Source organism: Kribbella sp. NPDC056861 (genome assembly GCF_040687575.1).
Lineage (GTDB): Bacteria > Actinomycetota > Actinomycetes > Propionibacteriales > Kribbellaceae > Kribbella.
This window is the reverse complement of record NZ_JBFBNQ010000007.1, coordinates 262,712-282,178: the sequence shown is the minus strand read 5'-3', so window position 1 is coordinate 282,178 and position 19,467 is coordinate 262,712. Positions and strand designations below refer to the sequence as shown.

The 19,467-nt window shown below is 68.5% G+C and carries 19 protein-coding genes; 6 read left to right on the top strand and 13 right to left on the bottom strand.

What is annotated here, in order from left to right; translation table 11 throughout:
• Nucleotides 1–214 precede the first annotated feature (214 nt).
• Entirely contained in the window at nucleotides 215–2,881 is a 2,667-nt protein-coding gene (locus tag AB0P21_RS32970) for a replicative DNA helicase (RefSeq protein WP_363701784.1), read from the bottom strand.
• Between the two features lie 329 nt (nucleotides 2,882–3,210).
• On the opposite strand from AB0P21_RS32970, the gene AB0P21_RS32965 reads away from it, so the two are divergent.
• Nucleotides 3,211–4,527 carry an MATE family efflux transporter gene (locus tag AB0P21_RS32965; RefSeq protein WP_363701782.1) on the top strand — a complete coding sequence of 439 codons (1,317 nt, stop codon included), beginning with the start codon at nucleotides 3,211–3,213 and terminating at the stop codon, nucleotides 4,525–4,527.
• Nucleotides 4,528–4,620: 93 nt separating this feature from the next.
• A complete protein-coding gene (locus AB0P21_RS32960; protein ID WP_363701780.1) occupies nucleotides 4,621–5,379 on the top strand; it encodes a hypothetical protein in 759 nt (252 codons plus the stop codon).
• Nucleotides 5,380–5,394: 15 nt separating this feature from the next.
• Here the strand turns inward: AB0P21_RS32960 and AB0P21_RS32955 are convergent, their stop codons facing one another.
• A complete protein-coding gene (locus AB0P21_RS32955) occupies nucleotides 5,395–5,754 on the bottom strand; it encodes a YrdB family protein (RefSeq protein WP_363701778.1) in 360 nt (119 codons plus the stop codon).
• Nucleotides 5,755–5,860: 106 nt separating this feature from the next.
• On the opposite strand from AB0P21_RS32955, the gene AB0P21_RS32950 reads away from it, so the two are divergent.
• The gene (locus AB0P21_RS32950) at nucleotides 5,861–6,553 is read left to right on the top strand and encodes a TetR/AcrR family transcriptional regulator (RefSeq protein ID WP_363701776.1); all 693 of its coding nucleotides are present in this window, start codon (nucleotides 5,861–5,863) and stop codon (nucleotides 6,551–6,553) included.
• On the opposite strand, the gene AB0P21_RS32945 is transcribed toward AB0P21_RS32950, so the two are convergent.
• The 9 genes from AB0P21_RS32945 to AB0P21_RS32905 are packed head-to-tail and all read right to left on the bottom strand — an operon-like array spanning nucleotide 6,550 to nucleotide 16,144.
• The gene (locus AB0P21_RS32945) at nucleotides 6,550–6,924 is read right to left on the bottom strand and encodes a DUF4913 domain-containing protein (protein WP_363701774.1); all 375 of its coding nucleotides are present in this window, start codon (nucleotides 6,922–6,924) and stop codon (nucleotides 6,550–6,552) included. The two genes, AB0P21_RS32950 and AB0P21_RS32945, sit on opposite strands and share 4 nt — an antisense overlap.
• Nucleotides 6,914–8,767 (bottom strand): TraM recognition domain-containing protein, encoded by a 1,854-nt coding sequence (locus AB0P21_RS32940; protein WP_363701772.1) that lies wholly within the window; start codon nucleotides 8,765–8,767, stop codon nucleotides 6,914–6,916. Before AB0P21_RS32940 ends, AB0P21_RS32945 begins: the two co-directional genes overlap by 11 nt.
• Nucleotides 8,767–10,389, bottom strand: coding sequence for an ATP/GTP-binding protein (locus AB0P21_RS32935; protein WP_363701770.1), 1,623 nt, complete (start codon nucleotides 10,387–10,389; stop codon nucleotides 8,767–8,769). Before AB0P21_RS32935 ends, AB0P21_RS32940 begins: the two co-directional genes overlap by 1 nt.
• On the bottom strand, nucleotides 10,386–11,906 hold the full coding sequence (locus AB0P21_RS32930; protein WP_363701768.1) for an SCO6880 family protein: 1,521 nt from the start codon (nucleotides 11,904–11,906) through the stop codon (nucleotides 10,386–10,388). The genes AB0P21_RS32935 and AB0P21_RS32930 overlap by 4 nt, the downstream gene beginning before the upstream one ends.
• Nucleotides 11,881–13,455: a type IV secretion system protein gene (locus AB0P21_RS32925; protein WP_363701766.1), complete on the bottom strand. Its 1,575-nt coding sequence runs from the start codon at nucleotides 13,453–13,455 to the stop codon at nucleotides 11,881–11,883. Before AB0P21_RS32925 ends, AB0P21_RS32930 begins: the two co-directional genes overlap by 26 nt.
• Nucleotide 13,456: 1 nt before the next feature.
• Entirely contained in the window at nucleotides 13,457–14,326 is an 870-nt protein-coding gene (locus AB0P21_RS32920) for a hypothetical protein (protein ID WP_363701764.1), read from the bottom strand.
• A complete protein-coding gene (locus tag AB0P21_RS32915; RefSeq protein WP_363701762.1) occupies nucleotides 14,326–15,180 on the bottom strand; it encodes a hypothetical protein in 855 nt (284 codons plus the stop codon). The genes AB0P21_RS32920 and AB0P21_RS32915 overlap by 1 nt, the downstream gene beginning before the upstream one ends.
• A gap of 44 nt (nucleotides 15,181–15,224) precedes the next feature.
• Nucleotides 15,225–15,494, bottom strand: coding sequence for a conjugal transfer protein TrbC (locus AB0P21_RS32910; protein WP_270135312.1), 270 nt, complete (start codon nucleotides 15,492–15,494; stop codon nucleotides 15,225–15,227).
• Nucleotides 15,495–15,508: 14 nt separating this feature from the next.
• Complete coding sequence (locus AB0P21_RS32905) at nucleotides 15,509–16,144, bottom strand: DUF6668 family protein (protein WP_363701760.1); 636 nt, start codon at nucleotides 16,142–16,144, stop codon at nucleotides 15,509–15,511.
• 248 nt (nucleotides 16,145–16,392) lie between these two features.
• Between AB0P21_RS32905 and AB0P21_RS32900 the strand changes: the two genes are divergently transcribed.
• The 3 genes from AB0P21_RS32900 to AB0P21_RS32890 are packed head-to-tail and all read left to right on the top strand — an operon-like array spanning nucleotide 16,393 to nucleotide 18,493.
• Nucleotides 16,393–17,799 carry a hypothetical protein gene (locus AB0P21_RS32900; RefSeq protein WP_363701758.1) on the top strand — a complete coding sequence of 469 codons (1,407 nt, stop codon included), beginning with the start codon at nucleotides 16,393–16,395 and terminating at the stop codon, nucleotides 17,797–17,799.
• Entirely contained in the window at nucleotides 17,796–18,035 is a 240-nt protein-coding gene (locus tag AB0P21_RS32895; RefSeq protein ID WP_363701757.1) for a hypothetical protein, read from the top strand. The genes AB0P21_RS32900 and AB0P21_RS32895 overlap by 4 nt, the downstream gene beginning before the upstream one ends.
• Nucleotides 18,036–18,064: 29 nt before the next feature.
• Entirely contained in the window at nucleotides 18,065–18,493 is a 429-nt protein-coding gene (locus AB0P21_RS32890) for a VOC family protein (protein WP_363701755.1), read from the top strand.
• A gap of 206 nt (nucleotides 18,494–18,699) precedes the next feature.
• Here AB0P21_RS32890 and rplI read toward each other — a convergent pair whose 3' ends face one another.
• Together rplI and rpsR are read right to left on the bottom strand one after the other, a co-directional pair.
• On the bottom strand, nucleotides 18,700–19,146 hold the full coding sequence (rplI, locus tag AB0P21_RS32885; protein WP_363701753.1) for a 50S ribosomal protein L9: 447 nt from the start codon (nucleotides 19,144–19,146) through the stop codon (nucleotides 18,700–18,702).
• A 14-nt stretch (nucleotides 19,147–19,160) separates the two neighbouring features.
• On the bottom strand, nucleotides 19,161–19,394 hold the full coding sequence (rpsR, locus tag AB0P21_RS32880; RefSeq protein ID WP_270135304.1) for a 30S ribosomal protein S18: 234 nt from the start codon (nucleotides 19,392–19,394) through the stop codon (nucleotides 19,161–19,163).
• Nucleotides 19,395–19,467: the final 73 nt, after the last annotated feature.

Below are 19,467 nucleotides of genomic sequence, written 5' to 3'. Positions count from 1 at the left end.
GACGGCAATCTGCTCGTAGTACCAAGGCGCAACCCCGCAACTGTCAGCTCGGGCCTCCGCCTCGGTCGCCTCGACGAGGCAGACGAGCAGATCCCGAGCTGCATCCAGCTGTCCGGCTCGCTCGAGCTCACATACGTCGTCGACCCACTGACTGAAGTGCCTGCCTTGGTGATGCCCGGGTTTCGACGGCCTCACCATCGTCGACGTCTGCTACTCAGCCGTCGTGGGCCATGTCGACGAAGCGGGAGTAGTGGCCCTGGAAGGCCACGACGATGTCGGCGGTGGGGCCGTTACGGTGCTTGGCGACGATGAAGTCGGCCTCGCCGGGGCGGGTGGACTCGCGCTCGTAGGCGTCCTCGCGGTGCAGCAGAATGACCACGTCGGCGTCCTGCTCGAGGGAGTTGTGGGTAGCGATGCCCTCGGCAACGAAGTTGTGGGTCCCCATCACGGTGGCGTCGTAGACCTCTTGGTCACCGAGGCTCTCGATCGAGGTAATGGTGTCCCAGAAGATGTCGTTGGTCGCGAGGACCTCCAGGTCAGCGTTGCCCAAGACGTCGGCGACCTTGGCGAGGCGTTGCCGGCTCGGTGCTGCCTTCCACATCGAGGAGCCGGAGAACTGGGTCCCCATCGCGGCAGCGAAGGCGCGATGCGGCATGTTCTGCTCGGCCAGCGTGTGACGCACCTTTTCCCAGACCTCCTGCGGAATGGTGTCGAGGTTGGTGTTTGCCCGCATGTCACGAAGCTGCATGGCAACCTCGATCACCGCGAGCCCTCGCAGACCGTGGACGCCGATCTCGTCACAGAAGCGCAGTTGGTTCTCCACCCCGTAGATATAGAGGTGATACGAATCCCGGTAGCCGGGATTTTTCGTGACCTTGATCCTGCTGAAGATGTTGTGGCGCAGGAGCAACCTGGCCAGATCGTCGACCAGTCGACGACTGGTCGAGGCGTAGTAGATCCTGCCCTGACGGTTCTTTTCGTCCCAGCGAACAGAACCATCCGTTGCCCAGAGGTGCCGAACGAAGGCTCCGATTTGCTCCTTCGGCAGGCCGAAGACTCCTTCGGGAACAAACTTCTCATGGCTCCGCAGACCGAACAGACCCAGCTCGTCCAGCCAGGCTGCGATCGGATTCCGCTTGCCACGGGCCAGCCGGTACGGCGCGGGCAAACGCAAGGTGGTGACCCTGGCTGCGGGGTACTCGTCGCGAATGCCGGTGATACCGAACCGCCGATGCGCCGCCTCGGCCACCGCTGACAGATTCGCCTCGTCGATGCTCGCGTACCAGATCGGCTGCCGCTTCACAAAGGAACCGTCGCCGAGGAGATGGGCCAGCAAGGTGATTTCGTCGGCATCCCAGGGCTTCACGTCGAGCGGCGCAGGCACATGCCGCAGCGAGCCCAGCCGGGCACCGGGAGCCAGTTCGCCGAGTGGCTTCCATCCGTTGTAGGTGAGGAACGGATGGTTCGCGGTCGCCTTGATCTCCCGACCCGAGGCGAGCTTCAGCCGGAAGACCTCTTTCACGCCACTCGGGAAGACATGGGTCATCGTCCGCGGTACCAGTTTGAGCCGGTCGTCGAGCGACCACACCGGGATGTCTTGGGTGTCAGCTGCGAGGAGTTCGCCGAGTGAGATCTCCGCGCCGGTGTCAGCACGCATCAACCGCGTGTCGGCGGTGAGGCAGCCGGACTCGCGGAGGTCGGAGGCCATCGGGCGTTTGTCGGAGCGTTGCTCGGAGCCACGGTTCAGCTGGCAGATCGCGATCACCGGGAGCTCCAGCTCCTTGGCGAGCAGCTTGATCGAGCGGGAGAACTCGGAGACCTCGAGCTGACGGGACTCGACCTTCTTGCCGGACGTCATCAGCTGGAGGTAGTCGATCACGATCAGCTTGAGGTCGTGCCGCTGCTTCAGCCGGCGGGCCTTGGCGCGAATCTCCATCATCGTCAGGTTCGGCGAGTCGTCGATGAACAGCGGAGCCTCGGAGACCTCGCCCATCTTGCGGGCCAGCCGGGCCCAGTCCTCGTCGGTCATCTTGCCGTTGCGCATGTGGTGCAGCGGCACCTTCGCCTCGGCCGACAGCAACCGCATGGTGATCTCGTTGCGGCTCATTTCGAGCGAGAAGACGCACGAGGTCAGCCCGTGCTTGATCGACGCCGATCGAGCGAAGTCCAGTCCCAGCGTCGATTTGCCCATCGCCGGCCTGGCCGCGACGATCACCATTTGGCCGGGGTGCAGGCCGTTGGTGAGCTCGTCGAGGTCGGTGAAGCCGGTCGGGACGCCGACCATCGCGTCGCCGCGGGAGTCGATCGCCTCGATCTCGTCGAGGGCGCCCTCCATGATGTCCTTCAGCGGGGCGTAGTCCTCGGTGGTGCGCTTCTCGGTGACCGAGTAGATCTCCGCCTGGGCCTGGTCGACGACGTCGTCGACCTCGCCCTCGCCGGCGTAGCCGATCTGGACGATCTTGGTGCCGGCCTCGACCAGGCGGCGCAGGATCGCCTTCTCTCGGACGATGTGCGCGTAGTACCCGGCGTTGGCGGCCAGCGGCACCGAGGCGACCAATGTGTGCACGTACGGCGCGCCGCCGATCCGGGCCATCTCGCCGCGCTTGGCCAGCTCGGCCGCGACGGTGATCGCGTCGGCCGGCTCGCCGCGGGCGTACAGGTCGGTGACCGCGTCGAAGACGATCTCGTGCGCCGGCCGGTAGAAGTCCGTACCGCGCAGGGTCTCGATCACGTCGGCGATCGCGTCCTTGCTGAGCATCATCGCGCCGAGCACGCACTGCTCGGCGGCCAGGTCCTGAGGTGGGGTGCGGTCGAAGCCCATCTCCGGGCTGCGTTCTTCGTTCCCGCCGCTAGGCCCCCCGCGGAACTCCGCAACGCTCACTCGTCCAGCCTCCTCGTTCGGCGCGATTCGAACACCTGATCGAACCCTAACCGGTGCCGCCGACACTTTCGCTGGCAGTCACGCGACGGTACGCCCAGCACGCCGACGGCTGGTAGCCAGCCGTCCACAGGGGGTGTGGAAAAGCCGTGCATAACCCCCTGATCAGGTGTGCACAGGTTGGGCATATCCCTGTGGATATCTGTGGACAGTTCTCCACAACAGCCCTCTGACCTGCGGTTTTGCAATCCCCACACTGTGGAGGAGAAAAAGATTCGCTACCCACAGGTCCGCTGCCGGGCGGCCAGGCGTGGCCAGGCACAATGAGGTCCATGCCCCTTACCAGCTGGTCGCAGGATCGGGAGATTCTCCGGCTGGCGGTGCCAGCCTTCTTCGCCCTGGTGTCCGAGCCGCTGATGCTGCTGGCCGACTCGGCGATCGTCGGACACCTCGGTACTCCGCAACTCGCGGCCCTCGGCGTTGCGGGCACGATCCTGCAGACGCTGGTCGGCATCTGCGTCTTCCTCGCCTACGGCACCACCTCCGCCGTGGCCCGGCGAATCGGCGCCGGCGACCATCGCGGGGCACTCGCGCAGGGCATCGACGGACTCTGGCTGGCGCTGCTCCTCGGCGTAGCACTGGCGATCGTCGGGCTGCTGCTCGCCCCGATGGCCATCGCCGGCTTCAACCCGTCGCCTGACGTGGCAGACCACGCAGTGACCTACCTGCGGATCTCCTGTCTCGGCATCCCGTCAATGCTGCTCCTACTGGCCGCCACCGGCGTACTGCGTGGTCTGCAGGACACCAAGACCCCGATGATCGTCGCGATCGCCGCCAACCTGGCCAACATCGCCCTGAACCTCCTACTGGTCTACGGACTCGGCCTGGACATCGCCGGCTCCGCCCTGGGCACAGTGCTCGCCCAAACCGCGGCGGGAGTCGCCCTGGTGTGGGTGGTGGTCCGCGGAGCCCGCCGCGACGGCGCCAAGCTGCGCCCCGACCGCCCAGGCATCCTGGCGTCGGCCCAGGCAGGCATCCCCCTGGTTGTCCGCACCCTGACGTTGCGGGTGGCAATCATCATCACCACCTTCGTCGCCACAGACCTCGGTACGACGTCCGTGGCCGCGCACCAGGTCGCCTTCACCCTGTGGACGTTCCTCGCGCTCGCCCTGGACGCCATCGCCATCGCTGGGCAGGCGCTGACCGGCCGGGCGCTGGGTGCGGGAGACGTCACCGGGACGAAGGCGATCACCCGCCGGATGATGTGGTGGGGTCTGGTCTCCGGCGTCGTCGGCGGCCTGGCGCTGTGGGGGCTGCACGGTGTGTACATCCCCTGGTTCACAGCCGACCCCGAAGTACGGCACACGCTGGCGGGGATCCTGCTGGTCGCGGCGCTCTGGCAGCCGGTCAACGGAGTCGTGTTCGTGCTGGACGGCGTACTGATCGGCGCTGGAGACGGGCCCTATCTGGCAGTGGCCGGTGTGATCGCCCTGATCCTGTACGTGCCGCTGGCGCTCAGCGTGCTGTGGTTCGACGGCGGGGTGGTCGCCTTGTGGTGGGCCTTCGGCGGGTTCATGCTGCTCAGGTTGCTGACCCTGCTGACCCGCGAGCGCCGCGACGCCTGGCTGGTCACCGGAGCCACCCGCTGACCGTCGGCTGGCCATCAGCTGGCCGTCAGCTGACGCAGTACTAGGCGCTGACCTGGTTTTGCGGCATCGTGGGCACCGATCGGAAGGAGCCGGATGGCCGACACGGACGACGACCAGCAGACCATCGCGCGGAGACCCAGGGTGCCGGCGCGCGGCGCTGACGGCGTACCCGCGCAGGCGACCGCCGACGAGGAACGCCTCGCCGAGCGGCGCAAGCTGTGGATCGCGGCGGGACGGTCCGCCGACGACTTCGATGCCGGCCGCTCCGAGGAGGAGCTCGCCGCCGAACTGGCCGAGGCCGATGCGCGGCTCGACGAGGACAAGGCCGAGGCGGAGCGGCTGCGGCGCGACGAAGACCTCGCCCTGGACGACCGCGAGGAGCGTGAACTCCGCGAGGCCCGGCTGCGGCGCGACCAGGCGCTCGACAACGACGCCGAGATCGCCAACGCGATGCGGCGGGCGGACTTTGCCGAGCGCAACCATCGCCAACTGCGGGCCAAGGCGGCCGATGAGCGGCTGCTGGCTCGCGGCGACTCCGCCCACGCCGGCCATCTGCGGGACGGCGCCGTCGGCCACGACGACCCCCAGTCTGATGCCGACCTCAAGGCGGCCGACCGTGCTCAGGCGAGAGCCAACTCCCGCGATCGGATCGCGAACGACGACGATCGTCGCGCCGACTGGAACTACGCGGAGGGCCGCGCGCAACGCAGCCTGGCCGAGCAGCCGTCCCCCGCAGAGGCTGTCCGCAAGGCCCCCGAGGAACCGCCGGTCGCCCGCAAGAACGTCAAGCGCCCCCGTCGACTGGAGAAGGAGAACTCCAAGGCGCTGCGCGACTTCGGCCTGGGTGACTGACGCCGTACGCCGCGGCTAGCCTTGGGCGGTGGGAACAGTGATCCCGCCGACCCGGATGATCACGAAGTTGGCGGCCACCACCAGCACGAACGCGGTCGCCAGGACGTGGTGGTCGAGAGCCCAGAGCGCCAATCCCGCCAGGCCGAAGAACGCGATCTTGACGATCGCCGTGACGGCCGGGTTGCCGTAGTTCGCCGTGGGCGCGGCGAACTGACCCCAGACGACGATCCCGATGGCGGGCAGACCGACGGCGAGCACGATCCGCAGTACGGTGCTGCCGCCCGAGCTCCAGCCCCACCAGGCGAAGATCGCCAGGCCGGCCAGCTCGACCGCGAAGGCCAGCCCGAGGTTGCTCCAGCGCCAGATCTCGTCCATCGGTCCGCACTCCTCACATTGCGAGAGCACCGCTCTCTCTTGCCTTCAGTGTGGACCCACCCCTCCCGGAAAGCAAGAGCACTGCTCTCTCAAATACACTGACCGGGTGACCGACACCCCGCGGCAGCGCCAGCACCGGCAGACGATGGCCGACATCCTGCGGCTCGCTCATCAGCAGCTCGCGGCGGAGGGCACCGCCGGGTTGTCCCTGCGCGCGATCGCCCGGGAGCTCGGTCTGGTCTCCTCGGCGATCTACCGGTACGTGCCGAGTCGCGACGAGCTGCTCACCTTGCTGATCGAGGAGTCCTACACCGCGTACGGCGACGCGGTCGAGGCAGCCGAGTCCCGCATCCGCCGCGACGACCTAGGGCGGCGCTGGCTGACCATAGGCCGCGCCGTACGCCGCTGGGCCGTCGCCAACCCGGCAGAGTGGGCCCTGCTCTACGGCAGCCCGGTCCCTGACTACCAGGCGCCCCCAGAGCGCACCACGGCCGCCGGGAGCCGCGTACCGCTCCTGGTGCTCGCCGTGCTGGCCGACGCCGACCTCAAGCCGTCAGCGGATGACCCGCCAATGACAGCGGCACTGCACCGCGAGCTGGACCGGCTCAGGCCGCAGTTCCCGGGTGACCTGAAGCCAGAGGTGCTCACCCGCGGTCTGCTGGCGTTCAGCTCGCTCTGCGGCCTGGTGAGCCTTGAGCTGTTCGGCCAGTTCACCAATACGGTCACCCAGTTCCCGGGTCACCTGGATCACCAGCTGACCCGCCTGGGCGCAGTACTGGGACTGCCTGAGCCCAGCTAGACGCCGCGGAGGTTGGGCTGGCGCTGGTCGAAGAAGAGGCCGGCAGGCGGCTCCTCCACCGGCAGTGGCGGGATCGGGTAGTCGCTGTGTGTCCCACGGCAGGCCGCGAACGGGCCGTCCGGGTCCAGCAGCGCCTGCATGTGCGGGTCTGCGTGGTCGCGCCACCAGACCGACATCCCCGTCGCCGGGTCGAGCCGCAGGTGCTCCCAGGCGCGCCAGATCGAGTCGAGCCGACTCAGCGCCTCGGCGTGCCGGAACCACTCCGGGCACCACATGTACTGCTGGCCGATCCGCCGGCAGTACAGGTAGACCAGGCGGTCCTCGACGAAGGCCGCGACGTGCGGGTAGAAGAGTTCCTGCTCACCATCCACGGCGCTGCTCCTCGCTCTGCTCCCAGACCGGCACCGGCGGGCCTGACGGCGCTGCCGGTGCAGGCGGCGCCGTACCGGTGCCTGCTGCCACCCATGCGTTCGCGCCGCCCTGAGCTGCCAGTGCGGGGCCTGCACCCGGGTCGTGGTGGGCCAGTGAGGCCTTCACTGCTCCCGCGTCGGGGCGTGCCATCCAGGGGACGGTCTTGATCATCGTGGCCGGGATCCCGGACGGGAAGACGACCGCGCGGCCAGGCGGCATCGAGGCGAGGTCGGAGACCTCCATGATGTGGTGCCGCTGGGTCTGCTTGCTGGTGCCGCGCTCGCCCTTGTTGTAGGAGACCGAGCTGGACAGGATGTCGTAGTCGCCGATCAGCTTGCTCAGCCGCTCCAGGAAGTTGGCGTCGGACGCGCCGCCGCCGTACACCCGGATGTTCGCGGCGGACCAGAGCTTCTCCATCCCGCGCTCGCCCCAGCACTCCATCCCCTGCGCCCAGGACTGCAGGATCGTCATCAGCACGATGCCGCGGGAGCCGAAGTGGCTGTAGAGGTCCGGCAGGTTCTTCCAGCGGCAGACGTTCGCCGCCTCGTCCAGTACGCCGAGCAGCGGGCTGGGCAGCCGGCCCATCGGGCAAGTCTTGGCGTAGTCCTCGGCGGCCTCGACGACGGCCACCGTCAACGCGGTGACCAGCGGGCCCGCAGTACCGGCGCCTTCCTTGGACAGGCTGTACAGCGTGCCGCCCTCGCGGACGAACTGATGCGGGTTGAACTGCGGGCGGTTGTCGTTCGGCCCGTTCGGGATCACCCAGCGGGTGACCTTGCGGTTGATCAGGAACTGCGCGCTCTGCTGGGCGGTGCCGTAGACACCGGCGCGTTGCTTGTCGGGTGCGTTGATGACACCGGCCAGCGCGTCGGCCGAGAGCTGCAGCCCCGGGGTGGAGCGCAGGATCCGCTCCGGCTCGTCGTTGCGCTGGTCGGCGAGCCAGCTGTAGACCTGCGTGATCGGGCGCTTCGCGACCGCGGCCGCGAGCAGCAGACCGGCCAGCAGGTCGGTGCCGGCGGAGTCGAAGAAGGCGTCCGTCTGGGCGCCCTCCTTGCGCTGCGAGGCGACGAAGTGCTCCGCGAGCTCGCGCGCCTTCACCTCGTCGGTGATGTAGCTGAGCGGGTTCCACCACCAGTTCGGCTGCTCGCCGCAGACCTCCTGCGGGTCGAACACCCAGATCGGGCCCTTCTTGGCCCGCGGGTCGCGAGTGGCGTCGACGATGTCGCGCTTGTTGGAGGTCGCGACCACCGCGCCCGGCGCGTCCAGAATCGCCGGTACTGCGCGGGCGGTCGTCTTACCGGTTCGCGGACCCCAGATGTCGACGTGCATGTCTTCCCAGGACCCGAAGACCTCCAGGTTGTCCCGGACGGTCCGGCCGATCATCACGCCCGGACCGGCGTGCCCGGCGCCCAGCCGGTTGGCGATCTCCTGAGCGCCTTGGCGGGTGAGCTTGTAGATCTCCTTGCGCCCCGACATCAGCTGCGCGGAGCGGTCCACCCGGGAGCCGGCGTTCTTCATCCGGCCGACCAGGTAGAAGCCGCCGAACGTCAGCAGGGCGAGCACGACCACCTCGAGGATCAGCACCCCGGTCGCCGCGCCGGACCAGCGGACCCGGCCGTTGATCAGGTCGACCAGATTGCTCATCGGGTCGCCGACCGGGCGGGTGTGGTTGATCGAGGCGGCGACCTTGGTCGCGATCCAGGTGCCACCGACGATCAGCGCGAACAGCCCGATCCCGATGAAGACCAGGACCGACTCCGCCGACAGACCGCCGGGTCCGGTGCTCTTCCTGCCTTGGGCCATTACTCGTCAACTCCCGTGCGGGCGACAACTCGGGTGGTCGGGTCGGGGGGCGGCAGTGCCGTCATCGTCGGGTCGTCGAAGGTGTACTCCTCCACGACCTCTTCGGTGCCGTCCTCGGCGATCTCCACCTTCAGCGGCTTGCCGTCGGCACCGGTTTTCCACAGCTTGTTGGTGTCGTTGATCTCGCGCTCGACCGAGGTCAGCCCGACGTGCACCGGGATGCCGGGGCGGCCACCGACCTTGACCAGGAAGTTGCCTCGCCCGGGAGGCGCGGCCTCCTCACCGGTGGCCGGGTCCCACGCGGGCGGGTCCTGCCAGCCGATCAGCATGTTCTGCTCCTCGCCGGACAGCGGCACCACCGCGGTCAGGTTCTCCATCTCGGCGCGCGGCAGCCCGCCGCAGATCACCATCCCGGACCGCTCGACGAAACCCTTCGCCTTCATCCGGTCCTCGGAGTGCTCCAGCGCCAGCAGGTCGGACATGGTGTGCGAGATCATCGCCATCCCGACACCACGCTGCCGGTTCAACCGGGTCAGCGCGTCGACCCGGTCGACCAGGCCGCGGCCGGCCCGGAGTACGCGCCAGAGCTCGTCGAGGATGACGAAGTAGTGCCGGCGCGGCTCGAGACCGGCATCGGCCAGCGCCTGCGCGACCGCGACCGCGCCGAAACCGTAGGACCAGCAGGCCAGCAGTACCGCGGCCTGCAGGCTGGTCTCGGAGTCGTCGATGTTCGAGACGTCGAAGACCACCGGGCGGTCCATCGCCATCGGCTGGTCGGTCTGCTCGGAGAAGATCTCGCCGAGCCGGCCACCGCCGACCAGGCCGATCAGCGACGCCTCCAGCCCTTCGGTGATCTGCCGGTAGCGGTCCATGCTGCCGCGGTCGAGCGCGACGTCGCGGACCCGGTCCGGCGCCTCCTGGACGACCTGCAGCAGATCACGCAGTACGGGGGTGCCTTCGTGCCGCTCGTCGAGCACCTTGAGCGCCTCGTCGAGGATGGTCTCCTCGCGGTCGGTCGGCGGCGCGGACCGCATGATCGAGATCAGCGCGGACACCATCGTCTGGCGCCGACCGTGCGCGTCGGCCTGGATCGCCTGCCGGGCGCTGCCGGTCAGCCGGAGCGCCGCCCGCCGGGACTCGCCCGGGTCGAGCACGTTCAGGTGCCCACGGCCACGACCGAGCTCGATCACCTGGCCACCGAGGGCGACCACGAGATCCTTGTAGTCCGGCTTCAGGTCGCCGAGCACCAGCGGCATCACGCCGTACCCCGAGAGGCCGAGGGCCATCCGCCGGATGATCGTCGACTTGCCCAGACCGGGCTTGCCGAGGACGAAGACGGACGGGTTGGAGATCAGCTTGGCCCGCATGAACCAACTGATCGGGTCGCAGCACATGGTGGCGCCGGACAGGATGTTGCGGCCGATCGGCACGCCGACCATCGGGCTGCCGGTGCCGGCCGAGAACGGCCACATCCCGCAGACCTGGACCGTCGTACCGCGCCACTCCTGTGGAGCCTGCAGGTACGTCGAGTAACCGCGAGCCGGGCCGGGCCAGCCGCGCGGCATCGGCCGCTTGCCGCCACGGGTCGGGTCGACCGGGCCCTTGTCCTTGCTCTTGCTCACAACGACTCCCTCAGGCCCGCAGGGACCGACAGGTGACTCTGGAGCACGACGCCGAGCGGCAGCGCTGCCACGAAGGCGGAGTCCTGCGACCCGTACGCCGGACGCAGCAGCACCCGCGCGGTCGCGCCGAGGTTGTCGATCGCGGCCACCATGTCCGGGATCTGCTCGGCCGACATCACCGTGCCGGTGACGATCATGCCGAAGTTGACCAGACCGGCGCCGCGGGCTTCTTCCTGCGCAGTACGGTCGGCGGCTCGTGCCTCGGCGATCGACCGCGCCGACGGGCGGGACGACGTACTGGCCCGGAACGACGCGTTGCGCTTGTCGGCCTCGACCATCCGGGCCGAGGTGGCGGCGTCGAGCGGGCGGTAGAGCAGGGTGACGCGCTTGCGGTCGATGTCGGGGTGCGGGCCGACCAGCTGGGACAGTACGGAGGAGAAGACCTCGCCGCGCGGCGCCTGGGTCATCTGCCAGGTGACGGACCACGCGCTGTCGTGCCGGTACTTGTCCCAGAACGACTGGGCGCCGGCCGGGCCGACATCGGTCCACTGCAGCTCGGGCGACATGCCCTGGCTGCGGGCCTCGTCGATCAGTCCGGCGGCTGCCGGGTCGTAGGCGATCCGGATCGTCTCGCAGAGCTCCTGCGCGTTGACCGGGCGAGCAGCGCCGGCGCCGGTGGAGTTCAGGCTCTGGGTCAGCGCCGGGAGCCGGGACGCGAGCTCGCGGCCCATGTCCTCTTCCTTGCGCCGCTTGCCGCTGCGGTCGGTGCCCTTGAAGGTCAGCGCGACCCGGGCCGAGACCAGCGCGGAACCCTCGGGGTAGGTCTGGACCACCTCGGTGAGCATCGCCCGGGCGATCGCGGGGGTGCCTTCCTGCATGTTGTTGCTGACCTCGCGGCGCAGCCGGATGCCGGTGTCCGGTGCGCTCTCGACCGTCACCGAGGCCGCGACCACGCCCGGCTCGTGACCGAGGGAGGCGAGCCACTGGCCCCAGTGCGCGACCCAGACGTCGATCTGGTCCTCGTCGACCAGGGAGGCGCCGTCCGGCTCGGCGTTGATGATCACGGTGAAGTGCCGGGTGCTCGGGTAGAAGAGCAGCGCGAAGGGCCGGCCGTAGGAGTCCTTGTACTCACTCAGCTGGGAGGCCGCCGCCAGTCCGGGCAGCTGGAACTTGCCCCACGGCGTACGGCCGAGCGGTCCGGAACGGTAGACGTTGTGCTTGGCCATCTTTGCTCGCTGCCATCCAATACGGGTCGAGATCCGTTGCAGGGCGGACTGGTTGTGTTTGTCCTTCGTCATCAGCAGACCCAGGCAGATGCCGACCAGCAGCATCACCACCAGCGCCGGGCCGATTCCGGCGGCGGTCATCACGATGATGGTGAGGATCAGGCCGCCCATCATGATGCCGGTGCCCAGCGAACCCAGGCCGCCGATACCGGCCGAGGCCGGCTGGCGCCAGTTGCCGTAGGTCCGCGGGACGGCCCGCACGTTGTCAGCCGCTGCCACTTGGTCCCTCATCCATTGCGTCGTTGTTGATCGTCTCGTTCGCGCCGGCCTGGGCCGCTTCCTTGCCTACGTCGACGCCCTTCTTGACGGCCGCCGCGGTGGCGACCACCGCGATACCGACCGGGCCTGCCGCAGCACCGGCTCCGGCCGCAGCACCACCGGCCGCGGCTCCACCGCCTGCCGCAGCACCGCCAGCCGCTGCACCGCCACCTGCGGCCGCGCCACCACCAGCGGCTCCGCCGGCTGCACCACCACCGGCTCCACCACCAGCTGCTCCGCCACCGCCTCCGCCGGCCGCGCCACCACCGCCGCCGCCACCGGCACCGCCGCCTCCGCCACCGCCAGCACCGCCACTACCGCCGCCGCTGCCACCGCCTGAGGACGAACCGCCCCCACTACTGCCGCTGGGCTGAGACGACGAGTTCTGCGACCCCTGCGGGCTCGACGGCTGCTGACTCGGACGGCCGACGTTGCGGGCGCCGCTCGGGCCGTTGCTCTCGCTCTGAGCGGATTCGCTGACCTTCTCGGCGACCTTGTCCGCCCCGACCAGCTTGGCCGCGAGCATGCCGGCGCCGGCCGAGCCGGCCGTGGCCGCCACCATCGGCGCGATCAGCCGCATCAGGGCAGGCAGCGCGAACAGGGCGAGCACCAGCATCGTGATGCCGACGACCATGTTCATCACCTGCGCGCCGACCGGCTCGCTGACGTCATCGAAGTTCAGCCCCGCGCCGTTGTTCGAGGCGAGTCTGAGCGCGGTCGCGTAGACCAGCGCTGCCACCGGTTTGTAGAGGATGAAGGCCAGCAGCCAGGAGATGATCCGCTTGAACCAGGCCTTGCCCATCTCCGTGTTGGTCGCCGCCGCCGCGATCGGCAGTACGCCGAGCAGCAGGATCAGCATGCCGCTGCGGACCACGATCAGGACCACCTGCACCACCGAGGCGAGCAGGGTCAGGATGCCGATGGTGATCATCAGCCCGACGCCGATCGCGCCGGCGGTGGCCGAGAAGCCCATCACCGCGGTCATCGCCTCGCCGAAGGCCTTGCCGCTGGCCGGCAACTCGCCGTCGGGCGTGCAATACCACCCGGTCGCGTTGCCGTCCTTGATCGCCGTGGTGATGATGCAGTTCGAGAACCGGTCGCCGAACTCGATCAGCACCTGGACCACCGCGATGCTGAACGCCGAGGCGACCCCGAAGGTGACCAGCGAGCGGAGCATGTCGCGGACCGGCTCGCCACGATGGCTGACGGCCATCTGGATCGCGGCCACCATCACGCCGAGCACGGCGACGAAGACCGCGATGTACTGCGTGTTGCCCCAGATCCAGCCGACCGTGTCGCTGGCCGGCGCACCGGTCGCGATACTGCCCACCGACGGGGTCTTCACGAAGACCCAGAAGGTGCCGATGGTGGCGAACATGGTGCCGACGGCCTCTGCGATGGCGTCGAGAATCGGTTGGAACATAACTTCGATCAACTTTCCGACGACTGTTCCGAGCGCTTCCTTGACCCAGCCCAGCAGGCATTCGTACCAACTGCCGGCGCAGAGCGCGATCCTGATCATGTCAAGCCGCCTTCGGTGAGACGAAGCGCAGCAGGGCCGGCAGCGCGACGACGCCCATCACCATCATCGTCACCCCGGTGATGACCTTGAAGGTGCTGTCCGTGGGGGACGACATCAGCTTGATGGCGGTGGCGTAGATCAGCGCGGCCACCGGTTTGTAGATCACGAACGCGACCAGCCAGGCGATCGACCGCTTGAACCACATCGCTCCCATCTCGGTGTTCGTGGCCGAGGCGGTCAGCGGCAGTACGCCGACCAGCAGGATCAGCATCGCGTACCGGATGATCATCAGGGCCAGCTGGATCAGCGCGGTGATCACCATCAGGATGCCGATCAGGATCACCAGCGCGAGCCCGACTCCGCCGTCCTTCAGCGGATCGGTGATCTTGTCGACCAGCTTGTTGGCGAAGGCATGGTCGTCGGCGCCCAGCGCCCGGTCCAGGATCCAGGCCGAGAACTGGTCCGAGGCCTGGATCAGCAAGGCGATGAACCCGGTCAGGCCGGCCGACACCATCGCCATCGTGATCAGGCTCTTCATGATGTCGCGCAGTGGCTCACCGCGCTGCGAGATGGCCATCTTCATCGCGCCGGCGATCACCGCGATCGAGGCGGCCACCACCAGGATGTACTGCGTGTGGTCGTGCACGAAGGTGATCGTCCGATGGTCCTGGACGTTCGGGGAGTCGATCTCGATCCAGAGGAAACCGACCGCCTTGATCACCGCCTCGACGGCCGCGATCACCATCGCCTTGATGGCGTCGAAGATCAGCGAGAAGAAGCCGCCGATGGCCGTGTTGACCGCCTCGCTGAGGAACCGGTCGACGCACTCCTGCCAGTTCGGCGGCCACAGGCAGTTGATCAGCGGAATCATCACGCGCCTCCGAACCGGACGTAGCCGGTCAACGACTGCAGCAGGTCGGGCTCGGTCGCGCCGTTGAAGCTGCCGTCGCTCTGCAGCAGGCCACGCCAGTCACCCTTGGACCAGACCATCGTCACCGGGATCGCCGCCACCTTGACGTCGTCGATCCGGACGGCGACCTGGATGATCGCGCGCTGCGGCACGTAGTCGATCACCTTGAAGGCCGTGAACTGCGACGAGGTCTGGGTCGGCCCCTGGGTCGGCGGCGTCGCCTTGCCCTCGGCCAGGGCCAGTTGCAGTCCCGCGTTGGAGATGAACCGCTGCCGTAGTACCGCCATCGTGAGGTCGGGGTTGCGAATCTGGCCCAGCGTCACCAAGGCGGCCAGGACCGCGCCGGTCGGCGAGTGGGCGAAGCAGGAGCGGACGCCGTCGCTGTCCATCACGGCCGGCCCACCTTCCTGCTGCGTCGGGATCAGCATGTCCGCCTCGAACTCCCAGGTCACCGCGGTCGGGGTGGTCCGGGGAGTCTGCATGTTCCGCGGTGCGCTCTTGCAGCCGCCGACGCCCGGCGTCGGGCGCGCGGTCGGCGTGGCCGACGGGCCGGTCGGCTCCTCGCTCGGAGGGGTGGCCGGCGGGTCGGTCGGCTCGTTGGTGGGCTGCTCGATGGGAGCGGTGCTGTTGGCCGGTGTCGAGGGCTGGCTGGCCGGGGCGGTGTTCCCCCGGGCGAAGAACCAGACCAGGAGACACACGAACACTGCACCGACGACGATCACCGAGGCGACGAATCCACGCTCCGTCCAGAGGCTGGATCCGTCGCTGCCGGTGCTGTCGTCTCCGGAGTCGGAGTCCCTGCTGAACAGTCCCACTCCCGATCAGCCTCCGGCGACCGGGCGCGGCTGGTGGTCCAGCGTCACTGCAACGCTCCGACCAGCAGCGTCGCCGAGGCGATCACGATGCAGGCCGCCAGCACCCAGCCCAGGCGCGCGGCGTGCTCGCCACCTTCACCACGACGCTGGCCGACGGCCATCATCGCGCCGGCGATCAGGATGCCGAGGATACAAACGGTGAAGGCGATCCACCGCACCCAGTCGACGACCTTGAGCAGCTTGTCCGAGCCGGGAGGCGCTTCGCCTCCGTTGCCCATGATCAGATCGGGAATCAAGTGAGCCAACATCATCATTGCGGTGGTGCCTTTCAGTAAGGGGCGGGGTATCCCGCTGGGTTCGACGCGCGAAGAGCGTAGATGGATTCCAGGACTTCGAAAACTTCGTCCGGGGTGTTGTCAGGGGTGGGATCTTCCCCCCTTCGCCACTCCTCGATCCAGGGAATGTCCCAGACCCTGGGGACGCCGCCACCGACGATGTCGGCGAAGTCGTCCAGAACCCTGGGCAGCCGGCCGGGCGCGTCGGCGATCAGCACCAGGCCGAGCACCGCCACGCCCTGGACCACACCGGAGGCCCACTCGATCGCGGCGCGCTGAGCGGCCCGCAGACCCGAGCCGTGCGTCCGGGCGACCAGAACCACCGGGGTCGGCACCGGCGGCGGCGGAATCGGCCAGCGGTGGCCGGACGCGCGGGTGCCCGGCAGCAGCTGCGACATGGTCGTCTCGCCGGCGCCACCGTGCACGCCGACCCACCACAGGGTGTCCGCGGCGGGGATGGCGAACTTGGGCAGCCGCTGGTCCTCCGCCGGAGCCGGTACGCCGTGCTGCGGCGTCGCCGGCCCACGAGGAGTCAGGTCCGCGGGCTGCGGGGGACCCTGGAGCGGCTGCTGCGGACCCGGCTCCGGCTGTTGTTGCCGAGTCCACGGGTTCTGCTGCGGCTGCGTCATGGCCCCTCCTCTCGCGGCGTGTCACGGGCTGTCGCCCACAGTATTCTCTCGCTATCCGGGTGTACTGGCGTGACCCATCCACAGGCGAGGATGTTTCTACCCCCTTGTCGGGGTCAGACGAGCCTGGCCGGCTCGCGTGCTGGCATGCCATCGGGCGGAAGCATGAGTTACGGGCGGACGCCATGCTAGAACGGCGTAGTCGTACACGGACGAACTAGGGAGTTTTGTGGCTGGAATGAGAGGTCACCATGGCTGACAAGGGCATCCCGTCCTGGCCGAAGGTGACGATCCGGCTTTATGACGACCACAACGCCGAGGTGAAGATCGCCGGCCGGAGTCACCCGGTCAATCACCACGACCCACGGCAGGCGGCGATCCAGCTCGTCAGCGAGCGCGCCGCCCAGCTGGGCCGACCGGTGAAGGCGACCGCGGTGGAGTCCGACGGCGCGTCCTGGCCGCTGATCATCCACCCGGACGGGCAGGTGGAGTCGGTCGATGTCGATGTCAAGAGCAAGAAACCGATCTGGCCGATCATCGTGGCGACCGTGCTGGCCGGCGTACTGATCGCCGGCACGGTCATCTATCTAGTCGTACTCAGGCCGACGGGACCCGACACCACCCAGCCGACCGTCTCACCGAAGCTGCCGGAACTGCCCGGGCCGAGTGTCGGTCCAGACCAGTTCTCTGCCCGGCCTGCACCGCCGGGCTGGACGACCACCGCCAGCTGGACCGTGGACCTCGATCCGGACACCAAGCCGGCTGTCTCGCCGAACGGCCGCGAGGTCGCGATCATCACGCAGGACGAGAAGATCGCCGTCTTCGACAGCACCGGCAAGGTGCTCTGGCAGGACAAGGTGCCACGCGGCGCCGAAACTCCTGTGTACACGACGATCGACGGCAAGCCCGTGGTCGCAGTGGTCGCTCCTGAGTCGCTCTACTACTGGGCAGGCGACGGCGCCGAGGCCGTCGAGCTGGAGCTGCCGAACTCCGCCGACGTCCAGTTCTTCGGCAGTTCGCCTCTGGTCGTGCTGGGCAGCGAGGGCGGCGCGAGCGTCGTCTCCGGCGGCGAGCTCAAGGCGTTGCCGCGTCCGCAGCGACTCACCACGGTTTTGCTTGCCGAAGGCGACAAAGGTTTGTCGGCGCGGTACACCGGTCCGCTGTTCTGGGACCAGCCCGGCAAGGACGCCGTCCCGCTGCTGCCCGCGAAGCCGAAGGGCGCGACGGTGATCAACCACATCGTTGCCGCCAGCCCCGGTCGGGTGCTGGTCATCTGGAACACCACGGTCGCCGACAAGGTGATGCCGGTGGTCCACAACAGCGCCACCGGAGCAGCCGTGGCGATCTGCCCGACCTCGGCCCCGAACAAGGCAGCCGGCTGGCAGTGGATGCCGGACCAAGCCGGCAAGGTCGCAGCTTGGGGTGAGTGTCTGATCAACCTCACCAGCGGCAAGACCTCGCTGTACAAGGACTTCCAGCCACTGTCGATCACCGGCTCGACGATCTACGGCCAGGTCCTGAGCGACCTGGTCGCCGGCACACCAGGCGGCAAGTTCCGCCCCCAGGTCAAAGGCACCGCACGTCCCTGGGGCATCGCCGGCACCCGCGCGATCGTCGTACACGACGGCACGCTGTACGCACTGGACCCGGCGAAGTGACCAGGCGCCTGCTGACCGGAGTCGTCGGCACCATGATGCTCCTGATCCCAGGCATCACGGCGTACGCCGACGACGACCCGGCCCCACCCAAGTGGCCCTCGGTCCAGGACTTCGGCACCAGCGGCGGCACAGCCGACGACCCCAAGCCACTCACTTGGCCCGACGTAGCCCAACCGAACACAGACTCTTCAGCCGACCCCAAACCCACCACCTGGCCTGCTCCGGAGCCGCTCTGACCCGGCGACCGCGTCGGTAGGGTGACCGCATGGGACTGCGTATCGGCGCGCTGATTGTCGACTGCACCGATCCCGGGCGGCTGGCCAGGTTCTGGGCGGAAGCCCTGGACTGGGTGATCAGCCGTGACGTCGATCCGGAGTGGGTCGTCGAGCCGCCTGAGGGCAGCCGCGAGGACTGCGTGGTGGCCGACCTGTTGTTCATCAAGGTGCCCGAACCGCGTTCGGGCAAGAACCGGCTGCATCTCGACCTCCGCCCCGAGGACCAGCAGGCGGAGGTCGCCCGGCTGGAGGCGCTGGGCGCCACCCGCGCCGACGTGGGTCAGCGCGAGGACGACCCATGGATCGTGATGGCGGATCCTGAAGGCAACGAATTCTGCGTGCAGAACGCTCATCCGCCGACGGTCCGGGCTGAGTGGCTACGGCGGTACGAGGCTTATCGCTCCACCAGCGGCCCCTGACCCGCCGCCGCTCCGGCTAACTGCTGGGGAGGGCTGAGGGGCTGGGCTGGCTTGCTGAGCTGACTACCGGGCCTGTTATTGAGGCCGGATGCCTGGGCTGCTCGAGCGCGGGTGTGGGTCCTGCCGCCGGATGGACCAAGCACAAGCGAAGGCCCGCCTTCCCCGAGGGGAGAGCGGGCCTTCGGTGCTGCTGGGTGAGGTGTTGCCTAGACGGCAACGACCTCGAGACGCACGGTGGCGGCGACGTCGGGGTGCAGCTGCACCGAGACGGCGTGCTTGCCGGTGGTCTTGATCGGCGAGCCGATGGTGATGGCGCGCTTCTCGACCAGCGGGCCGCCGGCGGACTTGATCGCGCCGGCAACGTCTGCCGGGGTGACCGAGCCGAACAGGCGGCCGGTCTCGCCGGCCTTCACGTCCAGCTTGACGCCGAGCTGCTCGAGCTGGTTCTTGACCTCGCTCGCGTGCTCCTTGCCCTGGATCGCCCGGGCGTCACGCGCCCGCTTGATCGATTGGATCTGCTTTTCTGCGCCGCGGGTCCAGCCAATGGCCAGGCCACGCGGGACGAGGTAGTTACGGCCGTAGCCGTCCTTGACCTCGACGATCTCGCCGGGGGCTCCGAGGCCCTCGACTTCCTGCGCCAGGATGAGCTTCATGTCTCAGACCTCCCTCAACGAGCGGTGCTCGTGTAAGGCAGCAGCGCTACCTCGCGAGCGTTCTTGATGGCGATAGCGACATCGCGCTGGTGCTGGACGCAGTTGCCCGTCACCCGACGCGCGCGGATCTTGCCGCGGTCGGAGATGAACTTGCGCAGCAAGCCGGTGTCCTTGTAATCGACGTACGTTGCCTTGTCCTTGCAGAAGCCGCAGACCTTCTTCTTCGGCTTCCGAATGATCTTGGCCATTGTGGTGCTCTCTTCCTACTACTAGAGCCCGGCGACTGCCGGAATGGTCATTCGGTTTACAAATGTCCTGCTG